We start from the raw sequence: 18848 nt of genomic DNA, 5'->3' as shown, positions 1-18848 counted from the left end.
TTGTTCTATATTCACAAAAAAATCCGTAGTTAGTTTCCTAACTACGGATTTTGCATGATCGTTTGGATCGGTCAACCGGTCATTTTCTTAACTGATCGGCATTAGCCATTGGCTCTTTTTTATTATTTAGTGTTTAGTTGCTAGCTAAATTGCGCCATTCAAAAAGGGTGCTGTTCGGCTTATTTTAGATTGAGCCACATCGGTAGGTTTACCTTGCGCCACTATTAACCCGCCTTCATCGCCCGCACCAGGGCCTATATCAATAACCCAATCACTATTACTGGCTACTTGCATATCGTGCTCAACCATAATGACGGTGTTGCCGGCATCAACGAGCCCATTTAATTGCGCCATTAACATGGCCACATCTTTAGGATGCAAGCCTGTGGTTGGTTCATCTAAAATATAGAGGGTATCGCCGCGTTGTGTGCGCTGTAACTCTGTGGCAAGTTTAATGCGCTGCGCTTCACCGCCCGAGAGTTCTGTAGCTGGTTGGCCTAAACGTAAGTAACCAAGTCCCACTTGTAGCAACGCATTTAGCGCGCGTAAAATAGCGGGTTCATCGGCAAAAAATGTATGCGCCGACTCAACTGTTAAATTAAGCACATCGGCAATGGTTTTATCCTTGTAAGTAACCTCAAGTGTTTTTTCGTTATAGCGTTTGCCGTTACACACAGGGCAAGGCGAATACACACTAGGTAAAAATAAAAGCTCTACGCTTACAAAACCAACACCTTCGCAGTTTTCGCAGCGACCTTTTTTTACGTTAAACGAAAAACGACCTGCATCGTACTTACGCGCTTTTGCCTCTTTGGTATTGGCAAACAGTTTACGAACATGATCGAATAACCCCGTGTAAGTTGCCAGGTTAGAGCGAGGTGTACGCCCAATCGCTTTTTGATCAACCGTAATAAGGCGTTTTATATGCTCAATGCCTTGAGTGATTTTACCCTCGGTTGTTATATCGAGCTCTTGGTCGAGCAATTCGGCTTCATCTGTAGGTATTTGTGGCAGCGATTTTTGCCCAAGTGCATCGTATACCAGCTCAACTAAAGCTTGGCTTACTAAACTCGATTTACCAGAGCCAGACACGCCCGTAACGCTTGTAATAACGCCCAGCGGAAATTCTACATCGAGTTTTTGTAAATTATTACGCTCAATACCGCTAAGCTTTAACCATGCTTTTGCGCTGCGTTGTGGTTTGTTACTTTGGCTTAAAAGCTTTTCATCATTTTTAAAAAGGTATTGGCTAGTGTGCGAGCTGGTCACTTTTTGCAAGCCTTCAACAGGGCCGCTATAAACAATATTACCGCCGTGAGTACCTGCATTTGGGCCTACATCAACCACCCAATCGGCGTGGCGAATAACACTTACGTCGTGCTCAACCACAAATACTGAGTTACCCGCTGCTATTAGCTCATCTAACGCGGCTAATAATGCTTGTGTATCTGCCGGGTGTAAACCTGCTGAAGGTTCATCTAATACATAAACCACCCCAAACAGTTTTGAGCGAATTTGCGTAGCAAGCCTTAGGCGCTGTAATTCACCAGGCGATAATGATGGGGTGGTGCGTTCAAGCGATAAATACCCTAAGCCAAGTTTGGTAAGTGCTTCAACTCGTTTAAGAATGTCGCTGGCTATACGCGTTGCTACTATGGCTTTTTCTGGGTTAGCAGCGTTGTTTTTAGGCTTTTTGTTAGCCGCAATACTAAGGGTTTGAGCCAGTTCACTTAATGTTAGCTGCGAGATTTCGCCAATATCAAGCCCAGCAAATTTAACCGATAGCGACTCTTTTTTCAGTTTTTTGCCATTACACCGTGGGCATGGTGATATTTGCATATACTGCGACACGCGCTTTTTAGTACGTGGGCTTTGAGTGCTCGCAAACGATTGTAAAACAAAACGTTTAGCGCTCGAGAATGTACCCATGTAACTTGGGCTTTCTTCATTTTTAATAGCCGCTTGTGTTTGCTCAAGTGTGTACTCAGGAAATACCGGCACCGTAGGCGTATCGTCGGTAAATAAAATCCAATCGCGTGCTTTTTTAGGCAGAGTATTCCAAGGTTTATCAATATCGTAACCTAACGAGGTTAGTATGCGGCTTAGGTTTTTACCTTGCCATGCTGGTGGCCACGCGGCTATTGCGCGTTCTCTAATTGATTTAGTGGGGTCGGGCACTAGCAGCTCTTCGGTAACGTTAAATACACGGCCAATACCGTGGCATTCTGGGCACGCGCCTTGCGGGGTATTAGGCGAAAACGCATCGGCATAAAGTATACCTTGGCCTTTTGGGTATTCACCTGCGCGCGAGTACAACATACGTAGCGCGTTAGAAATAGTGGTTACACTGCCCACAGATGAGCGTACCGACGGCACACCCCGTTGTTGTTGCAGTGCAACAGCAGGTGGCAGCCCTTCAATTGAATCGACATCGGGCTCATCTACTTGATCTATTAATCTGCGTGCATAAGGCGAAACCGAATCAAGATATCGATGTTGCGATTCGGCAAATAATGTTCCAAAGGCTAGTGATGACTTACCCGAGCCCGATATACCGGTAAAAACAACAAGTGAATTACGGGGGAGATCTACATCCACATCTTTTAAGTTATGAACACGTGCGCCTCTTACTTGAATGCTGTGCTCAGGGTTTAATAAAGCCGATTGTGCATTATTAACCGCTTGGGGACTTTTAGGTGTGGTTGGCATGTAGTTTACTCCTGTTTAATAACCTTATGATTACGCGAGCTTTTCAAGGTATAAACCTTACAGTAGTCTCACTGAATGTGCGCTTATTCAAAATATACGTTAAATTATGATTATTGTGCGTTTACATAATAGGTAAAAACTGAGAGTATAAATTTTCAACGATTGTTTTTAAAAACACAATTTAATAAAGGGAAGTTGCACTGTGTTTAAAGCCTTAGTTTTGATTTTTATCGTGTTTTCATCGGCAGTCGCTGCCAACACCTCAAACACTCTTAATAATGTATTAAATGTTGATCGTGCTATACCCCGCAGTATTCATTTATCGTTTCCAAACGATAACAAAATAACGCCTAAAAAATCTGACTTCACAATTTTAAATTACGTTCTTATGAGCAATAACGAAGGCGAGCGCTGGGCAGTTATTACGCTAACTAATTTATCGTCAGGCAACCGCGAGCTCAATCAAGAACATTTATTAGCATTGTTTGCAGATGGCAGCAGATTAACGCCAATAGAATTTAAGCTCGGTTTTAAAGGTAGTGAAACACAATCAGTCACCGTCTCGTTTGCCGAGCATAAGTTTCCTATTTTAAGTGTGTATTCGAGTAACGAGCTGTAATTATTATTAGTGCGATCATGCTGCCTTAGGTTCTTGTTTTAAAGTTAAGGAATTACTATGAAATTTGAAGATGCGCAACAAAATATGAACCTCGCATATTTTGGTGGTGGAACGGGCGTATTAGTGTCTGGCTTGGTTTGGTGTATAGCTGGCTTTGTCGCACTACTGCATTCAAATCAAGTAAGTATGCTTACTTTGTTTTTTGGTGGCATGTTTATACATCCTTTAGCCATATTACTTTCAAAAGCGCTTAAACGCTCTGGCAATCACGACCCTAAAAACCCATTAGGTAAATTGGCCTTAGAAAGCACTATTATTTTATTTGTTGGTTTGTTTTTAGCGTTTTACGTAGCAAAACTTCAAGCTGAATGGTTTTATCCAATAATGCTGATGATAATTGGTGTTCGTTATTTAATTTTTAACACCTTATATGGCATGAAAATCTATTGGATTTTGGGTGCTTTGCTTATGTTTTTTGGCATGTTATGTATTATATTAAATGCCAATTTTGTAATTGGCGCATTTATTGGCGGGATAACCGAAATACTATTTGCGCTAGTGATATTTGCCCAATCGAAAGGGCTGGTTTTAAAAACTGAATAACAAGCGGTCATAATGGTAAAAGTAGTGTGCTGTTGGCGGTGTTTGTCAAACTAGTTGTCGCGATCACTTCGTTATGCACTCTCCACTTTAACGGTTTCACGTTCAGGGTTTAGGTGCACTTCTTCTGGTAAATCACATTGCAAAAACGCCAGTAGATAAACCTTTTCAAAAATTTGCTTGGGAAAAGTAGTCTTTATTATAGCTAATTAATATTAGCTATAATTTTTTGGTTTTTTAGGCGCTTTGGAGCGACTGTGGATTAGCTTCCTAAGGTGGAAATGGGCATAAAGCGACTTGAAAATTCATCTCTAAATGAGTAGCCAGACCTATGATTTAATTCAAATGATACTATTTTAAAATTACACAAGTATCGTTTTTCTCTAGCCAAGTTCTAGTATTAAATTACGGAGCTTATCAGCTAGATCAGGTGACTTAATTAAAGCACCATGACAAGGAAGTAAAATTTTAGGCGGTGAAATTTCAATAAGTTGCATTACCGCGCTGGCAAAGACTTTTCGATCTTTAATACCAAAATTAGGAAATACTTTAACCATTTTTACAATGTCACATATTGGGCCTTCAGTATGTTTTTGGCCCGAAAAGGCATCCACAACATGCCAAATATAGCCAATCTGCGCTGACTCTATAAGCCAAACCTCACCATTTTTCAAACCACTGGGTTCTTCTAGGGTAAGTCCTTCTGGTAGTGCATTGGCTAGCGATGATAATTCTTTGAACGTTAGCCCTGTCCTGTCAGTCAAGCGTGCATGAGCACTCTCAGATGCCACTAAATGAGCTTTTGGGGTAGGCTTTTGAGTATTCTATCAAACCAGCATTATGGTAGGTATAGGGGCGAGTAGATATTGGACTTCGCCTAATTCGATTAGGCTATCTTTAGCCTCTTCACTGAGGCCTGACACTGGACTATATAAACAAACGCCACCTGTTCTCAGTTTAATAGCCGTGCATCTAAGGCTATTTTTGGTGGCGGTATATAATGTAGCAGAGCCATCAACTGCTTCAAACGTGGATAATTTAGCTGCCATCGGTACTTTCTTTGTCGTGGTCAAATTATAGTGTCAAATTATAGCGGTCAAATAAATCTGCTCATGGTTCCGTAGTCTACCCAATATAACGCTTAAGCATTTTTTCTATTTGACCACTAGCCCTATAATTAGTGTTTATTTAATAACTTTTTTATACCAATCGACAATACCTTCACCAATTTCGTGTGGATGCGACTCTTGTAGATAATGCTTTCCTTCACCTAAATCTACTGCAGTAATATTTTTCCACGTTTCAGCGATATGCTCACCTAATTCTCGATTAATAATTAGTCCTGGCTCTGCATAAAATAACAACTTAGGCACATCTGAATTTTTGTGGTATTCATTATATGAATTAACAATGTCAGTGGTAAATTTTGGGACGCCATCAAACGAAATTTGACCAGGCCACATAAGCAGTGGTTTACGGCTCTTTTCTTCCAAATAAGGCGCTCGGTAATGGTCCATTTCTTCTTGAGTTAATTCTCTGCCCGCCATCATGGGTAGCATAGCCTCAATAAAGAAGTTGTTTTTAACAATCATTTCATGCCCTTCTGCAGGGTCACGAAATTTTTTAAATAATGTTTCTGTCTCTTTAGTCGTATTTTTCCAATAAGAAACTTGAGACATAGCTTCAAAAAAAACAATCCCTTTTATATTTTTTCTATGCTGATTGGCATAGTTAAAACCTAAAGCAGAACCCCAATCTTGAATGACTATAATGATATTTTTTAAGGCTAACTTTTCAATAAACGCATCTAAATAGGTAATATGGTCTTCAAATGTATAGTCTATATCGGGCTTGTCAGACTTACCCATTCCAATAAGATCGGGAACAACTACACGACCTAACGGACTTACATGCGGAATGATGTTTCGCCATAAATAACTTGATGTAGGGTTTCCGTGTATGAGTAAAAAAGTATCTTTAGAACTTTTGTCTCCTTCATCGACATAATGCATTTTAGAATCTAATACAGCTTGAAATTTAGATTCAAAAGGAAACGCTGCTGATATTGGTTTGTTGTTTGACATATTTATTCCTTTTTAAATGTTTAAATTGAATTTTTGCGATTTAAAACTCTTGCTGCTTTTCTAATTTGCTTCAGTTTTTCCCGTTTTGTTTTATCCCATTTTTCTGTACCTGCACTATATCCATAAGCACATATTTTAGTTGCGTTTTCAAATAGAAATTCTTCCTGCTCTTTAGGGTATATATTTCCTATTTCTCTAAGTGTCCAACCCACTCCTTTTTCAACATAATAAGCGTGGTCAGAAATTAAAGGTGCTACCAAATCTATAAGTACTTGAAAAGGTAAATAGTGTTTTCTATGAGCGCTGTAATAAAGTAAACCCACTATGCTTTGTCTTCTATGCCATGGGTTTGTAGACGTATTCCATTTTTTATACGTTGGCAAAATTAATGCTGCATCATATTCTACTAATTGAGCATATATTTTTGAAATGCCATCGCTTGTTTCCCATCGATTAATTTTGTCTTGCCATAATTTAATCGTTGGCCAAGCGGCCAGCATTTCATCTTTGTTTTTAATATGCTCCTCCAAGAAATACAAACAAAACATTTCAGCTCTATACACTTTGGTGTTCGTCCAGATATAACTCCATATCGCTAGTTGTTCATAAAAAGACATGTGTTTAAAAGAAAAACCTCTTTCAAAAGCTTTTCTTTGTAAAGGAACGGTTTCACCTGCTTTAGAAGTGATTGTTTCTATTTCTTGAAGGTAGTTTTGCATATTATTTAAAACTCTAATATTAATAGCTTCTTTCGCTAATATATTATTTTATAGTGGTTAGCGAATCGTTGGTTATAAATTAATTGCTAGCGGTTAATGCCGAGCTAATTACTTCATTACCATGATAAAGTTCAAATATCTGGTTACTGACTTCGTCACGATTAATGTAATACTCTATTGATTTAGCGACATCTTCTCTGCTAATGAATAAATCATTCGTAGAAGTCGAACGCGTGGTTGTTATGAGCCCGTTGCCTTTATCATTAGTAAGGAGTCCCGGTCTAAGAATGGTGTAATTTAGGCCACTGGATAATAGGTACTGATCGGCAAAATACTTTGCCACCAAATAGGGTTTTATTTCTGATTCAAATTCGTCAGGGTCTTGTGCGCCTAAACCACTTACCATTACAAAATGTTGTATACCTTCCTTTAAAGAATAATCAACTGCTTTTTTTGCTGCCCATAAATCTATTAGAAGTGTTTTATCGTCGCCTGTATTACCGCCAGAACCTGCACTAAATACTACTTTATCGCAGTCCTTAAAAGCGTGTTCAAAATCAGTTTCAAGATCGCCAACAACAGCCTCTACACCCATATTTTCTAACTTCTCAGCTTGTTGTTTGCTACGAACCATTGCGAGCACTGGGCGATCCTGATTGTGAAGCAACTCAACCACTATTTTACCAATCTGGCCATTAGCGCCAATAATGAGTGTTTTTTTCATTTTTTATACCTTTTAAAGCAACTGTTTCACGTTGACCTGCCAAACAAAATACAAAAAAGGCAGGATCAACTCACATTAGATTAGAAGTCTTGAATTGTTGGTCTGATAATAATTTCGTTAATATCGACATCATCTGGTTGTTCAATCGCATAGGCGACAGCTTTAGCAATAGATAACGCTGGAATAGCGACTTTATAAATATCTTGAACAAATTGAGAGGTGGCTTCATCCGAACTACCGAATTTTAATTCAGAATCAATTAAGCCAGGTGATAATAGCGTTGTACGTATATTGCCACCCACTTCCGCTCTCAATCCTTCTGTTATCGCTTTAACCGCAAATTTTGTACCGCTATAGACAGCCGAACCCGGTGAAACTTTATGTGCAGCAACGGAAGCGAGATTAATAAAGTGACCACTATTTTGTTTGGTAAACACGGGAAGTGCAGCGGCGATACCGTAAAGTACCCCTTTGATATTAATGTCGACCATGCGATCCCATTCATCAACCTTAACCTCAGCCATCGGAGCAATTGACATCAAGCCGGCATTATTGACCATGACATCTAAGCGTCCAAAAGTCTCAATCGCCTTGTCGACAAGCATTTTAACCTGATCGGATTTGGTGACATCCATCGTGACATATTCAGCTTCGCCACCCTCAGCACGAATATCATTTACGATAGCTGCTAGTTTTTCACTACGACGCGCACCCAATACGACTTTAGCACCTTTTTGAGCCAGAAAACGCGCAGTTGCTTCACCTAAACCACTGCTTGCACCCGTTATAACAATCACTTTATTTTCTATATTTGTATTCATTGGATATAGCCTATTTATTATTCATTTCTAAGTGAACAAGCGCTTTTTCTGCAATTTCAACACCGTATTCTTGAACAAAGTGTCCTGCTTCTGCAATTTTTAAGGGCTCAGGGCAGCCTTTAATAAAGCTTCTTAAGTACTCCATTGGGCCTTCGCCTAAAGCTGTATCTTTCATGCCTATCGCCATGAAACTTTGACCGTTCCAGTCTTTTGACCAAAACTCTCTTGCGCGTTTTCCGTGCTCAACACCATCCATCGTTGGCTCGACAGGCACCATGGCGGGAAAGCGTCTTACGCCTGCTTTATAGCTGTTATCTGGAAATGGCGCATCGTAAGCTATAACATCCATCACAGATACGGCTGGCCCTGCGTCACAGGCAAATAAACCACCGACTGGTATTTCAGGGGCATTTGCGCAGAAATCTCGCCACTGATAAAACCCTTCAGGGGCGGTTTCACCCACCGATATTGCCGTGTTCATAACAATCAAATTTTTGAATCGATCTTGCATATCCATTGGGATTGTTAACCCTAGAATTCCGCCCCAGTCTTGACAGACCAACGTAATATTTTTCAGATCAAGGCGTTCAATTAATCGCATTAAACTATCACGGTGAAAATCAAAGGTATAAACCGATTCATCAACGGGTTTATCTGAACGACCAAAGCCAAACAAATCAGGCGCAACAACACGATGACCAGCGCCCGTAAATATAGGAAGCATTTTTCTATATAAGTAGCTCCATGAAGGCTCACCGTGTAAACATAAAAAAGTGTTTTCAGATGAGGAATCACCCTCGTCGATGTAGGCCATGCGTAAAGACTCAAAACCAGCTAAATCATCAATGTAGTTAGGTTGGTAAGGAAAGGCCGGTAATACAGAGAATCTTTCTTCTGGTGTTCTTAATGCTTTAATCGTCATAATATTTCTCCTGAAAAGTAGTTTATTTAAGTTAATGTTATCAATGCTAAAATTATTAATTTATAAGTTACTGAGTTTTGCCTAAAAATAGGGATTTAAAGGGCTGCTCGGATGCTCGCATACTGCCAATGATGTAAACAAAGGCGGTAATAAGATCCATGACAGAAATATAGACAAAGATCTTTGGTGCCAAGCCTAATGAAGCGGCATATGTAACAATGATAAAGCCGACCATTCTTACCAATCCGTTCCAAACAATAAGAGGGGCACGGGTTTTAATGTCTGAAGTAGCCCAAAGTAACGCAGCGCCCATAAGCATAAAAGATACGCCCAATACCACCGTGATAATTAACGTGTCTGCTTGAGGTGCCATCAGCGCTGAAATAATCATGCCTAGTGCGATTGGAAAGTTGAATAGAGCAGTAATTTGTACGAATTTTTTAAACATTTTTAGTTCACTTATTTTATACTTATGAAGCGATCGCTTCAGAATTGAGTTAATTGTGAAGTGATCACTTTGTAATGTCAATAGGGCGAATTGACATTTTGAAGTGACTGCTTCAAAATAGAGTTAATTAATATTATTTTTAAGGGCCACAGAGTGAAAGCAGGACGAAAAAGAGCGTTTGATAAAGAAGTCGTTTTAGATAAAGCGATGCGGTTATTTTGGGCCAATGGGTTCTCGGGTACTTCTGTTGCTAATCTTTCTTCTGAACTTGGCATTAATACGTCGAGTTTGTACGGAACGTTTGTCAATAAAGAGCAATTGTTCAAAGATGCTTTGGCACATTATCAAAAACAATATGTAGAAGTTAACTACAGACACCTAGTAGAGCCCTCAGATGCAACATTAAAAGCGCGGTTACAAGCTTGTTTCTATGGACTTATTGAGCTATTCACCAGCGATGAAACGCCCCGTGGATGTTTGCTTGTAAAGAGTGTTAATGAATCAGATAGTGTTGCGTTTCCAGAAGATGCGGTTGTTTATATGAAGAAATTAGGAACAGAAACTCAGCAAACATTGACAGGTTTATTCGCGTCTGGCATTGCGAAGACGGATATGCCCCAAGGCCAAACAGCTCAAAAACTGACTAACTATCTTTTATCAGTAAGTTATGGGCTGGCTGTTCAAGCAAAAGTAGGTCTGGTTGAAGAAGAATTAAAGTCAGTCCTTGATCATGCTTTGAATTCTATTTTTGGTTACTCTTAGTTCAATAATTTAGATTGTTGCATGCATTACAGAATCTATCTTTTAATTAGCCATAAAAAATCAGAATAGACACGATATTTATGAATAACACATTAAAATTTAAGCAATTTATCGTCGTTATGTTACTAACGAGTATTTGGATCCACGTTGCCGAGGTAGCAAGAGCTATTTTAGTCGCGTTTCCTATGATGGAGGCCTTCTATGCCGGAAAGTTAGTCGTTGGACCAATGGCTGTCAGTAATGCATTGATATGGGGAATATGGGACACGATACTGGCGAGTACCTTGGTATTTATTTACTGGTTGTGCGCTCAAAGCTTTGGTCAGAATGTAAAATCGATCGTTATATCAGCCACTGTTACTTGCATGGCAACGCTGGGTGTTTTTTGGATAGGGTCTGTAAACTCAGGATTAGGAACGTGGGAAATGGCAGTTACTTTGGTCCCAATCGCATGGTTTGAAATGCTTATTGGCGTATTTTTAGCCAGTAGGTTATATGCGCGTTATCGCTAAAATATAAAGCGAGCTCATATATTTATAAGTCCATATAATGGGCTCTATAGCCAATAGACTATACAAACGAAGATCGACAATATGAACTATAAAGAATTTAATGATTTCTGTCGCGCATTAGAAGCAACCTCATATGTGGTCCAATGGCATAACTCTCATGTATGGAAAGTCGGCGGAAAGGTTTTTGCTATCGGCGGATTGGGAGGAGGGTTGGGAGAAGGTGATAAACCAGCCTTTATTTTTAAAACATCTGAACTGAATTTTCATTTTCTCAGTGAAATACCTGGCTATAAGCCTGCACCGTATTTTGCTTCTCGTGGAATGAAATGGATACAACACTACGAAAGCAACGATGATACTGATAACGACTTATCATATTACCTTAAAGAGTCTTATCGGCTTGTTTCATTAGGCCTGACAAAGAAAAAACAAAAAGAGCTCGGTTTAAACCAAACCCCTTAAAATAGGTTTAGGTTTACACGTTGCACGGATACTCGTTAATTATCTCTTAGGAAAATATGATTAAAATTAAACACCCTCAAGAGCTAGCGCGTTTACGCCGCCTTGCCCTGTCAGCACAAGGTTTGCTACAAACACAAGCTTTTGGCAGTGGTTTGGCTGGTGCGTGTAATGCAATTAACCATATTGGTTACGTACAGATTGATGCTATTTCGGTGGTAGAGCGTGCTCATCATCATATTCTTAACTCTAGAGTACCTAATTTCAAACCCGCTATGACCAATCAGTTATTACTCAATAAAGACATTTTTGAGTACTGGTCTCACGCTGCCGCTTTTTTACCGATTAAAGATTTTCGCTTCTCATTACCTTACAAACACGCGATTAAAAATGGTCAAATTCATTGGCATAAAGAGCGTGATAGCAAGCTGATGCAAGAATTATTAACTCGCATACGTATCGACGGTCCGTTGCGATCTCGAGATTTAGAGTCAAATGCTACAAAGCGTGCAGGTTGGTGGGATTGGAAACCTGCGAAAAAGGCACTTGAACAGTTGTATATGGAAGGTGACCTGATGGTTAGTAACCGAGAAGGTTTCCAAAAAACGTATGATCTAACTGAACGGGTATTACCTTCTGAGGTAAACTTAAAAATGCCCAGTATGGATGAGTTGGCCACGCACATTGTCGATCAACAGTTCCGCTGCTTGGGGGTTACCTCACTTAAAGGCTTGACTTATTTACGTCGAGATAACGAATTGCGCAACGCAGTGAAAAACTTGGTAGATGAACGATTAGTGCAAAACATTTTACAACAAGTGCAAATGAGTAGCGGTGAAATATTGTTAGTGGAAACCGAGGCGATTGAACGGCCCCTTCCCCGTCTGAATAACCGAATGTTGATCCTTTCGCCATTCGATAATAGTGTCATTCAACGTGATCGGCTCAAGTTGCTTTTTCAATATAACTATCAACTAGAATGTTATGTTCCTGCAGTGAAACGACAGTATGGTTACTTTTGCTTACCGCTACTTTATCGCGGTGAATTTGTTGGTCGTATGGATTGTAAAGTGCATAGAAAAACATCTCATTTAGAGATTAAATCACTACATTTTGAGCAACATAACTTTGAGCAGCATAACTTTGATCAAGCGTCAGTCATTACTGCCTTTGTAGACGCCATTATACCATTTTGTAGTTTTCAGAAATGTGACTCCGTTTCTTTAATTGAAGTCTACCCGAAACCGTTAAATGAAAAGTTACAAAGTGCATTAAAATCTATTATTAACGTTAATATAGGTCCCATAATATGAGTGCGCTGTTTGTCCTTGTTGTAAATCAACGTCTATCAAGGTTATAAGTGCAGTAACACTTTGTTCGTTTGACTCATTTACACTTTTAATCAAGCAGTGATAATGGGGTCGCGTCTTGCCTTTTGCCACTTTCAGTTTATGGCACTTTCTGGCCACTCGACAACATAAACGCGGTAAGTCGTGTTGTTGCTAGTCAATTCATCATTTTTGTCGGATGACGTGGCTTCGCCACTTATCCGACCTACGTCAAAAGGTAGGTTGGTTAAGCCGAAGGCGCCACCCAACAGAGTTTCAGATTTACGCCTTGAAGGTTCGCTATTGGCACTCTCTATTCACTCGACAACATAAAATATTGATAATAATTGGCCAGGTGTTTTACTGTGTCGGATGGCGCTTCGCTTATCCGACCTACACTTGCACAAGCGGGTTATTCTTGGTTCACACACCTAACTCCTAAGCTATAAAACCTTTACTCAAAACTGATATTTTGCTTTAAAAAGTAATCTTCAATTTCATCAGTATTCGGCTTAAACGCTTTCCAGCGGCCAATTGCTTTATTGTTAAGTGGTTGGCGTACTTGCACCTTGCTTGCGGTAGAAACCGGTGCGGTGTTTAAGTGAAAGTCTATACACTGTTCTTGCCATTCGAGGTTACAAAAGCTCACTAAGTCTTTTATTTGCTGCTCGGGCTGTGCGACTAACTCTTCGTATTTTACTAATTTTATATTGCTGTGCAGGGCGCTAAAGTGCTGCATTAGTTTGTAAAAACGGCTGTAAAATTTAGCGGTGTCGAGTAAATCGAGCGAGTACGCGTAGTAGGGGTTATTAATGGTGAATAACTGGCGATAGTTGCCAATACAGGTGTCCATTGGGTCGCGCAGCATACAAATTATTTTGGCGTTTGGCAGTGCTTTGGTTATTAAGTCGATATAAAAAAAGTTAAACGGGAGTTTATCTATAAAGTGCTTATGGCTGCCTGTTATTACGCGTGTTGCGTTTAAATAGGTTGACCCAAGTTGATTAAAATCAAGCTCGTAGGCTTTACTGAGCGTTTGAGTGTCGAGCACGTGAGGTGTTTGTGTTTGGCTTAGCTTTTTAACGCTTAGGCCAAAGTCTTGTAATTCACCGGCTGATTGCACGTCGCTGTGGCTCGATAAAATACGCTCAACTAATGTGGTGCCAGAGCGGGGCATACCTAATACAAAAATAGGTTCGGCCGTTGGGTTACCCTGTGTTAGCGCTTGTGTGTGCTGTTCACTTAAGCGTTTAATATGTTCAAATAACTCAGTTGAGCTTTTATGATCAAACGGCTGCACAGCACGTTTTGCTACTTTACCTTGCTCTAACGCGTTAAAAGCCTCTGAATATTCACCAGTATCTTGATACTCTTTTGCGAGTGCATGGCCTATATGCAATTTTGCATCGGGGTGTGTTACTTGCTCAAACACGTTTTTTAAGCGTTCAATATGGTTGTTTTGCTTACTTACTTTAGTTAAATCACTTAATGCAAAATGACTTTGATGATGCAGCGGGTTAAGCGCTATGGCATTTTCAAAAGCGTGTTGGGCTTTATCAAATAGCCCTAAAAACTTAGCGCTTACACCGTAGTTATAATAAAACGGGGATTGAGCTTTGTTAGCCGCTGTAGCCAGTTTAATAGCGCGCTCAAAGTAGTTAAGTGCGTGTTCGTGAATGCCTGCTTGAGTAAGTGCAACGCCAAGTGTGTCGGCATCAAGGGCTTTAGTTATTTGTTTTAATGGCACCGATAGTGCGGTGTTTTTTGCTTTTTGTAATTCGCCAGTAAGTGCGTAACATTTAGCAAGTTGCGCGGTGTATTCAATACTTTGGCCAAGGGTAAGAGCTTTTTCGATGAGCTTTATTGCTTTGTGTATTTGCCCAACAGTTAAATTAACCATAGCTAACAAAAAATACCCATCAGCAAAGTCTGGTTTGAGTGTAACTAACTCCACTAGGGCTTTGTGTGCTTGCTCTATTTTACCTTGGTTTAGGGAGTGTATTGCGCTTTGATGAAGTTGCTTTAAATTTGGCTGCATGGTTTTGGTAATTATTATTTTGTAAAAGAAAATAAAAAGGCTCAAATAAATTTGAGCCTTAAAACATTGTTTAAAAATTACTATAAATTATATTTCAAATTTGTAGTTAAATTTAACACCTACCGTAAGCGGGCGATTAATGTAATGGCCGTAGTTACGTTGTATGTCGGCGCCATTAGCTGATGTTATATCTGCATCTGAGCGACGAACGGATGTAACCGCGTATTTGTTGAATAGGTTATCAACATATAGCGTAGTTGACCATGCATCAGCCGTTAATTTAGCTGATATATTACTCAAACTGTAACCTGGTAGTGTTTCGCCGTTATCACGAAGTCCTACTCTTGAAAGCACGTCGCTTTGCGCGGTTAAACCGTAGTTAATATCAAGCGTTTTGTCGTTAAACACGTCTGTTTGATAGTTTACACCCATCGAAAATTGGTTTTCAGGTGAGCCAGGCAAACGGTCGCCGTCTTCTGCGCCACCGGTACCATCGGCATTAAACAAAAATGGTGCGTCTGATGTTAGTTCTGCTTTTGTGTAAGCGTACGTAGCGTAAACCGAAAACGAGTCAGATAAAATAGCGCGGGTTGAAATTTCTACCCCTTTTGCATTAGCGCTACCTGCGTTTGAAAGGTACGTTAATTGACCTATATCTGTAGCGCCCGTAATTTGTGCATCATCCCAATCTACGTTAAATAACGCGGCGTTAAAGTGTAGTTGGCTTCTAAACCATGTACTTTTAAAGCCTAGCTCGTAGTTTGTTGTGGTGTCGGCTTCATACAATAATTCGTCAGGTTTACCACAACCTGTTTGTTGATCCTCAATAATTGGATCAGGGCAAGACACTAACCCATTTGAGCCGCCAATTCTAAAGCCTTCACTTACTGTTACATAACCCATTACTGAGTCAGTGAACTGGTATTTAGCATTAAATTTAAATAAGTTACCGTTATCGCCTGCTTCGTCTTTTTCGTATGCAACGGTGGTTACATCAGGATCTACTCCACCATACAATGTATTTGCTAGCGGGAAGTCAAAAGCCGCTTGCGACTCTATATCGTATTTGTAAAAACGGGCACCAATGGTCATATCTAATTTGTCGGTAACTTGGTAGCCAACTTCACCAAATAGTGCAGACTCAGTGACGGTACTTTTTGTAAGCTCTAAGTATTCTAATGAGTCAGGTCTTAGCTGCTCGCCACCAAAGTTATCGATAGCGAATTGGTCAAACCCAGGCGTAAACTCTCGGCTTGACGCTTCGGTTTCTGTTTTGTTGTAAAAGCCACCCACAATCCAGTTAAAGTCGCTGTCGCCTTGCGACACTAAGCGAATTTCTTGAGTGAAGGTATCTTCTTCGTCAATTTCACGGGTAAACGTTGAAAACGAAGGAAACTCTTCATAACCGTAATCAAGACGAATAAGTAAGTCTGTTTGGTCGCGTTGGCCGTCGGCATCAAAGCTCGAAATACCGGTTGCTGATACGAGCTCTGCAAAACCTAGGTCGGCTTTTAGTTCAAGGCTTAGTAATTGATCTTTTTTCTCGCGAGGCTCTTCAAAGCGATAAGCCGATTCGTATTTACCTATTACGTCGCTTAAGCCGTTGTTTGCATTAAGGCTGTTGTAATGAACAATCGAGCGACCTTCGCTGTCTTGGTTTTGGTAAAAGTAGTTAAGCGTACCTTCAAACGATTCATTTGGTTTAAAGCGAACAGAAATACGACCAGTAGTGGTGGTTTCGCCGTTGGCGTCTTTTACATTTTTAAGGTTGTTATTAACTGCTGAGCTATCGCTCCAATCTGGATCTGGCAACGATACGCCTGGCTCGCGTACTACGTAACCGTAATCGATAAAACCTGGATCTTCATATACGTTTAAGCTGGCGCGTACTGCTAATTTATCTTCGATAATAGGAAGGTTAAATATAAAACCGCCTTCGCCACCTAAAGAGTCACTTTCTTTTGTTTGAAATAGGTCGCCGTATACTTCAAGCGATGTAAAATCAAGCTCAGGCTGTTTAAGCATGTAGCGAATTGCACCGCCTAATGTGCCTGCACCATAAAGGGTGCCTTGTGGCCCAATTAATACTTCAACACGCTCAATATCTACTAGGCGCATATCTACCGAAACAGGAATTTCGTTAATGTAAGTAGATACTGTGCCGCCATCTGATGATGGACCAGATGAATTAGTATTTAAACCACGAACAATAATAGGCGAGCCTGAGCGGCCACCTTGATCAGTAATTGTTAAACCAGGTACCCAGCGTGCTACATCCGCAAGCTCATTGATATTTTGATCTTTCATAATATCTGCATCAAGGGCTGTAATATTTAGCGGTGCATTTTGCACAGAGCCGCTGCGCCTTGTTGCTGTAACTTCGATTACTTCGAGTGATTTGTTTTTAGCTGCAACTTCTTCTTGAGCAAGTGCGGCATTAGGCAATAAAAATACGCTAGAAACAGCGCTCGAAATAGCCAAGGTTAACAAGCTTGGTTTAAACATAAAAAGTGATCCCCAGTTCAAATGTTTTACATTAGTAAATTAAGTTAAGCAGTTTATCAGGGAGTGAAGTAGCTTGGAATATCTAAATTGAATTTTAATTCACTTTTGTAGAATAAATATGGTTTGTATGTGGGGTTTTTATTTAGTTAATAGGCAATATAAGCAATAGCTTAGTGCTATTAGGTACAGTTAGGTTAAAAATCACACCCTTGTTTAAAGGTAAATAGTCATTCATTTTTTAAAGATGGCTTTATGACGCGCTCGTTAAACAAATTATTACATTAAAATTGATAGTTTATAATGTCATTAGTTATGCTTTTATCAGCACTATTAAAGTGTGTTTTTATCCCCATTAAGAGTGGTAGTCGTATTTATAAGTAACTGTGTAAGTTATTGAGTGAGCGTGTTTGATTGCCGCTTCGTATACTCTTTTTTGTTTTGTCCGCACTTTTTTGTGCGTGTTTTTAAGGATTAACAATGAGCCAACTATTTTCGCCTTTATCACTTGGGCAAGTAACGTTAGATAACCGTATTATTATTGCACCCATGTGCCAGTACTCAGCAAACAATGGCGCTGCTAGCGATTGGCACACTATTCATTTGGGCCAATTGAGTTTGAGTGGTGCAGGATTGCTAATTTTAGAAGCAACAGCAGTAAACCCAGAAGGGCGTATTAGCTACGGCGATTTAGGGCTTTGGAATAACGAAACCCAGCAAGCCCTGGGCAAAAGCCTAAAAGCAGTAAGACAATATAGCCCTATGCCTATTGGTATTCAGTTGGCGCATGCTGGGCGCAAAGCATCAACTGAAAAACCATGGGACGGTGGCGATGCTATTGCACCTGATGACGTTAATGGCTGGCAAACGCTTGCACCTTCGGCAGTTGCGTACGACGATAGCAGCCCAGTGCCAAAAGCAATGAGCCAATCTGACATAGATTCACTAATTAAAGATTTTGTAAGTGCAGCTAAACGCGCTGATGAACTCGGCCTTGATTTAATCGAGCTACATGGTGCGCACGGTTACCTGTTACACCAGTTTTTGTCGCCACTTTCAAACAAGCGCGATGACAACTACGGTGGTAGCCTAGAAAACAGAATGCGTTTATTGCTTGATGTGTTTAAAGCGGTAAGAGCGGTATTTCCTAGTGAAAAAGCGGTAGGTGTGCGTATTTCGGCAACTGATTGGGTTGAAGGCGGCTGGGATTTAGATCAATCGATAGTGCTTAGTAAAGCGCTTGATGAACTCGGCTGTGACTTTATTCATGTAAGTACTGCGGGTTTAAGTCCTGAGCAACAAATACCAGTAAAACCTAATTTTCAGGTACCGTTTGCAACAGCTATTAAAGAAGCTGTGAATATGCCTGTTATAGCGGTGGGTTTAATTACTGAGGCGCAACAAGCCGAGGATATTATTAGTGAGCAGCAAGCCGATGGTGTAGCGCTGGCGCGTGGCATTTTATATAACCCGCATTGGCCGTGGCATGCAGCTGCAGAGCTTGGCGCTACAGTAACTGCACCTAAACAGTATTTACGCTCAAGCCCACATGGGCAGCCATCACCAATTAAGTAAAACGAAGTTTTTTGTAAAAACCCAAC

At 40.2% G+C, this 18848-nt stretch carries 18 protein-coding genes; 7 read left to right on the top strand and 11 right to left on the bottom strand.

The features are described 5' to 3' along the window. Positions 1-144: 144 nt before the first annotated feature. Positions 145-2709 carry an excinuclease ABC subunit UvrA gene (gene uvrA / locus I6F50_RS09895; protein ID WP_197119657.1) on the bottom strand — a complete coding sequence of 855 codons (2565 nt, stop codon included), beginning with the start codon at positions 2707-2709 and terminating at the stop codon, positions 145-147. Between the two features lie 202 nt (positions 2710-2911). Here uvrA and I6F50_RS09890 point away from each other — a divergent pair, with 202 nt between their 5' ends. Beyond that, positions 2912-3328: a hypothetical protein gene (locus tag I6F50_RS09890; protein WP_165728956.1), complete on the top strand. Its 417-nt coding sequence runs from the start codon at positions 2912-2914 to the stop codon at positions 3326-3328. 57 nt (positions 3329-3385) lie between these two features. After that, positions 3386-3931 carry a hypothetical protein gene (locus I6F50_RS09885; protein WP_165728955.1) on the top strand — a complete coding sequence of 182 codons (546 nt, stop codon included), beginning with the start codon at positions 3386-3388 and terminating at the stop codon, positions 3929-3931. Between the two features lie 380 nt (positions 3932-4311). Here I6F50_RS09885 and I6F50_RS09880 read toward each other — a convergent pair whose 3' ends face one another. The 8 genes from I6F50_RS09880 to I6F50_RS09845 all read right to left on the bottom strand — a co-directional run bounded on the left by I6F50_RS09880 (position 4312) and on the right by I6F50_RS09845 (position 9646). Further along, a complete protein-coding gene (locus I6F50_RS09880) occupies positions 4312-4719 on the bottom strand; it encodes a hypothetical protein (protein WP_165742160.1) in 408 nt (135 codons plus the stop codon). Positions 4720-4755: 36 nt separating this feature from the next. Beyond that, positions 4756-4977, bottom strand: a complete 222-nt coding sequence (locus I6F50_RS09875; RefSeq protein ID WP_197160424.1) for a hypothetical protein — start codon at positions 4975-4977, stop codon at positions 4756-4758. A gap of 135 nt (positions 4978-5112) precedes the next feature. After that, positions 5113-6012, bottom strand: a complete 900-nt coding sequence (locus I6F50_RS09870; RefSeq protein WP_197160425.1) for a haloalkane dehalogenase — start codon at positions 6010-6012, stop codon at positions 5113-5115. 20 nt (positions 6013-6032) lie between these two features. Further along, on the bottom strand, positions 6033-6731 hold the full coding sequence (locus I6F50_RS09865) for a DNA alkylation repair protein (protein ID WP_165728952.1): 699 nt from the start codon (positions 6729-6731) through the stop codon (positions 6033-6035). Positions 6732-6810: 79 nt separating this feature from the next. Next, the gene (locus tag I6F50_RS09860) at positions 6811-7455 is read right to left on the bottom strand and encodes an SDR family oxidoreductase (RefSeq protein WP_165741145.1); all 645 of its coding nucleotides are present in this window, start codon (positions 7453-7455) and stop codon (positions 6811-6813) included. 80 nt (positions 7456-7535) lie between these two features. Further along, positions 7536-8276, bottom strand: a complete 741-nt coding sequence (locus I6F50_RS09855) for an SDR family oxidoreductase (protein ID WP_165728950.1) — start codon at positions 8274-8276, stop codon at positions 7536-7538. Between the two features lie 10 nt (positions 8277-8286). Further along, positions 8287-9198, bottom strand: a complete 912-nt coding sequence (locus I6F50_RS09850) for a haloalkane dehalogenase (protein WP_110924242.1) — start codon at positions 9196-9198, stop codon at positions 8287-8289. 67 nt (positions 9199-9265) lie between these two features. Beyond that, on the bottom strand, positions 9266-9646 hold the full coding sequence (locus I6F50_RS09845; protein ID WP_165728949.1) for a hypothetical protein: 381 nt from the start codon (positions 9644-9646) through the stop codon (positions 9266-9268). A 153-nt stretch (positions 9647-9799) separates the two neighbouring features. Between I6F50_RS09845 and I6F50_RS09840 the strand changes: the two genes are divergently transcribed. The 4 genes from I6F50_RS09840 (at position 9800) to I6F50_RS09825 (ending at position 12692) form a co-directional block, all read left to right on the top strand. Further along, positions 9800-10408, top strand: a complete 609-nt coding sequence (locus I6F50_RS09840) for a TetR/AcrR family transcriptional regulator (protein WP_197160426.1) — start codon at positions 9800-9802, stop codon at positions 10406-10408. A gap of 80 nt (positions 10409-10488) precedes the next feature. Next, entirely contained in the window at positions 10489-10920 is a 432-nt protein-coding gene (locus I6F50_RS09835; protein ID WP_165728947.1) for a hypothetical protein, read from the top strand. A gap of 81 nt (positions 10921-11001) precedes the next feature. After that, positions 11002-11382 carry an MmcQ/YjbR family DNA-binding protein gene (locus I6F50_RS09830; protein WP_165728946.1) on the top strand — a complete coding sequence of 127 codons (381 nt, stop codon included), beginning with the start codon at positions 11002-11004 and terminating at the stop codon, positions 11380-11382. 56 nt (positions 11383-11438) lie between these two features. Continuing rightward, positions 11439-12692 (top strand): winged helix-turn-helix domain-containing protein, encoded by a 1254-nt coding sequence (locus I6F50_RS09825; RefSeq protein ID WP_197142318.1) that lies wholly within the window; start codon positions 11439-11441, stop codon positions 12690-12692. A gap of 469 nt (positions 12693-13161) precedes the next feature. Here I6F50_RS09825 and I6F50_RS09820 read toward each other — a convergent pair whose 3' ends face one another. Next, entirely contained in the window at positions 13162-14745 is a 1584-nt protein-coding gene (locus I6F50_RS09820) for a sulfotransferase (protein WP_165741147.1), read from the bottom strand. A gap of 87 nt (positions 14746-14832) precedes the next feature. Then, positions 14833-17250: a TonB-dependent receptor gene (locus I6F50_RS09815; RefSeq protein WP_197176113.1), complete on the bottom strand. Its 2418-nt coding sequence runs from the start codon at positions 17248-17250 to the stop codon at positions 14833-14835. 477 nt (positions 17251-17727) lie between these two features. Here I6F50_RS09815 and I6F50_RS09810 point away from each other — a divergent pair, with 477 nt between their 5' ends. Continuing rightward, the gene (locus tag I6F50_RS09810) at positions 17728-18822 is read left to right on the top strand and encodes an NADH:flavin oxidoreductase/NADH oxidase (protein WP_166421440.1); all 1095 of its coding nucleotides are present in this window, start codon (positions 17728-17730) and stop codon (positions 18820-18822) included. Positions 18823-18848: the final 26 nt, after the last annotated feature.

Origin of the sequence: Pseudoalteromonas sp. NZS127_1 (assembly GCF_015864295.1) — a bacterium.
In the GTDB taxonomy this organism is placed as follows: Bacteria; Pseudomonadota; Gammaproteobacteria; order Enterobacterales; family Alteromonadaceae; genus Pseudoalteromonas; species Pseudoalteromonas arctica.
This window is presented reverse-complemented; position numbering and strand designations above follow the sequence as displayed.

Excerpts from the sequence above, each read along its gene's own strand:
- I6F50_RS09850 (WP_110924242.1), bottom strand. The coding sequence starts at position 9,198 with ATGACGATTAAAGCATTAAGAACACCAGAAGAAAGATTCTCTGTATTA.
- I6F50_RS09855 (WP_165728950.1), bottom strand. The coding sequence starts at position 8,276 with ATGAATACAAATATAGAAAATAAAGTGATTGTTATAACGGGTGCAAGC.
- I6F50_RS09815 (WP_197176113.1), bottom strand. The coding sequence starts at position 17,250 with ATGTTTAAACCAAGCTTGTTAACCTTGGCTATTTCGAGCGCTGTTTCT.
- I6F50_RS09875 (WP_197160424.1), bottom strand. The coding sequence starts at position 4,977 with ATGGCAGCTAAATTATCCACGTTTGAAGCAGTTGATGGCTCTGCTACA.
- I6F50_RS09825 (WP_197142318.1), top strand. The coding sequence starts at position 11,439 with ATGATTAAAATTAAACACCCTCAAGAGCTAGCGCGTTTACGCCGCCTT.
- I6F50_RS09860 (WP_165741145.1), bottom strand. The coding sequence starts at position 7,455 with ATGAAAAAAACACTCATTATTGGCGCTAATGGCCAGATTGGTAAAATA.
- uvrA (WP_197119657.1), bottom strand. The coding sequence starts at position 2,709 with ATGCCAACCACACCTAAAAGTCCCCAAGCGGTTAATAATGCACAATCG.
- I6F50_RS09845 (WP_165728949.1), bottom strand. The coding sequence starts at position 9,646 with ATGTTTAAAAAATTCGTACAAATTACTGCTCTATTCAACTTTCCAATC.
- I6F50_RS09820 (WP_165741147.1), bottom strand. The coding sequence starts at position 14,745 with ATGCAGCCAAATTTAAAGCAACTTCATCAAAGCGCAATACACTCCCTA.
- I6F50_RS09870 (WP_197160425.1), bottom strand. The coding sequence starts at position 6,012 with ATGTCAAACAACAAACCAATATCAGCAGCGTTTCCTTTTGAATCTAAA.
- I6F50_RS09885 (WP_165728955.1), top strand. The coding sequence starts at position 3,386 with ATGAAATTTGAAGATGCGCAACAAAATATGAACCTCGCATATTTTGGT.
- I6F50_RS09810 (WP_166421440.1), top strand. The coding sequence starts at position 17,728 with ATGAGCCAACTATTTTCGCCTTTATCACTTGGGCAAGTAACGTTAGAT.
- I6F50_RS09865 (WP_165728952.1), bottom strand. The coding sequence starts at position 6,731 with ATGCAAAACTACCTTCAAGAAATAGAAACAATCACTTCTAAAGCAGGT.
- I6F50_RS09830 (WP_165728946.1), top strand. The coding sequence starts at position 11,002 with ATGAACTATAAAGAATTTAATGATTTCTGTCGCGCATTAGAAGCAACC.
- I6F50_RS09835 (WP_165728947.1), top strand. The coding sequence starts at position 10,489 with ATGAATAACACATTAAAATTTAAGCAATTTATCGTCGTTATGTTACTA.